Source organism: Blastomonas sp. AAP53 (assembly GCF_000331245.1).
Classification (GTDB): domain Bacteria; phylum Pseudomonadota; class Alphaproteobacteria; order Sphingomonadales; family Sphingomonadaceae; genus Blastomonas.
Genome location: NZ_ANFZ01000001.1, coordinates 1 through 823, shown reverse-complemented (window position 1 = coordinate 823; position 823 = coordinate 1). Strand labels below are relative to the sequence as shown.

Below are 823 nucleotides of genomic sequence, written 5' to 3'. Positions count from 1 at the left end.
CGGCACGAGCGGGGCTGACACTTTGGTTGGCACGGCTGGCAACGATCTTCTGCAGGGGCTTGGCGGCGACGATATTCTGGAAGGGCGCGCCGGGAACGACATCTTAGAAGGTGGAGCAGGTTATGATCAGCTGGATGGCGGTTTGGGCGATGACGTGTTGTATGGCAACAACGCCGCGAACAGCGGATTCGACAGTTCGCTTGATAGCTTGAGGGACAGCCAGGGAGGGAATGACCAGCTGTTTGGCCAGGACGGCAACGATTTCCTATCTGTTCGGCGCGAGGGGGCGACGGCCGCCAGCACGGTTCTGCTGGATGGCGGAACAGGCGATGACACCATCAACTTTTCGGCATCGGGCCGGTATCTCGATAGTGTGACAATTCGTGGTGGCACCGGAAGCGATACCATCAGCGTGGGGAGCGTTGCGAGCCTGTTGCTGGATGCAGGTGAGGGTAACGACAGGGTCACGATCAATACGCTAGGTGGCAGCCAAGCAATTACGCTGGGCGCGGGTTCCGATACCTTAGTGATCGACCGGACATTTGGTTCGTTTGCCGTAGGTAATTCGATCCGGATCACAGACTTTCAAATCGGGTCCGACAATCTCAGTTTGGACACCTACCTCGCCGATGTTCTCCAAGGCTGGGACAGAGCCTCAAACCCATTCAGCCAGGGCTATCTGCGCCTTGTCCAGGCAGGCAGCGATACCTTGTTGCAGATCGACCGCGATGGAAACACCAATGGGGCCAGCTACGGCACCCTGCTCACATTACAGAACACCACGGCAACCGCGTTTACCGCTGCAGAGCTTGGCTATGCGCCG

General features: G+C 58.2%; 1 protein-coding gene. It reads left to right on the top strand.

Going from position 1 to position 823, the window contains the following annotated elements; all coding sequences use genetic code 11:
* Positions 1-823 (top strand): calcium-binding protein (locus D618_RS0100005; RefSeq protein WP_275450218.1); only part of this gene is annotated, 823 nt, incomplete at both ends.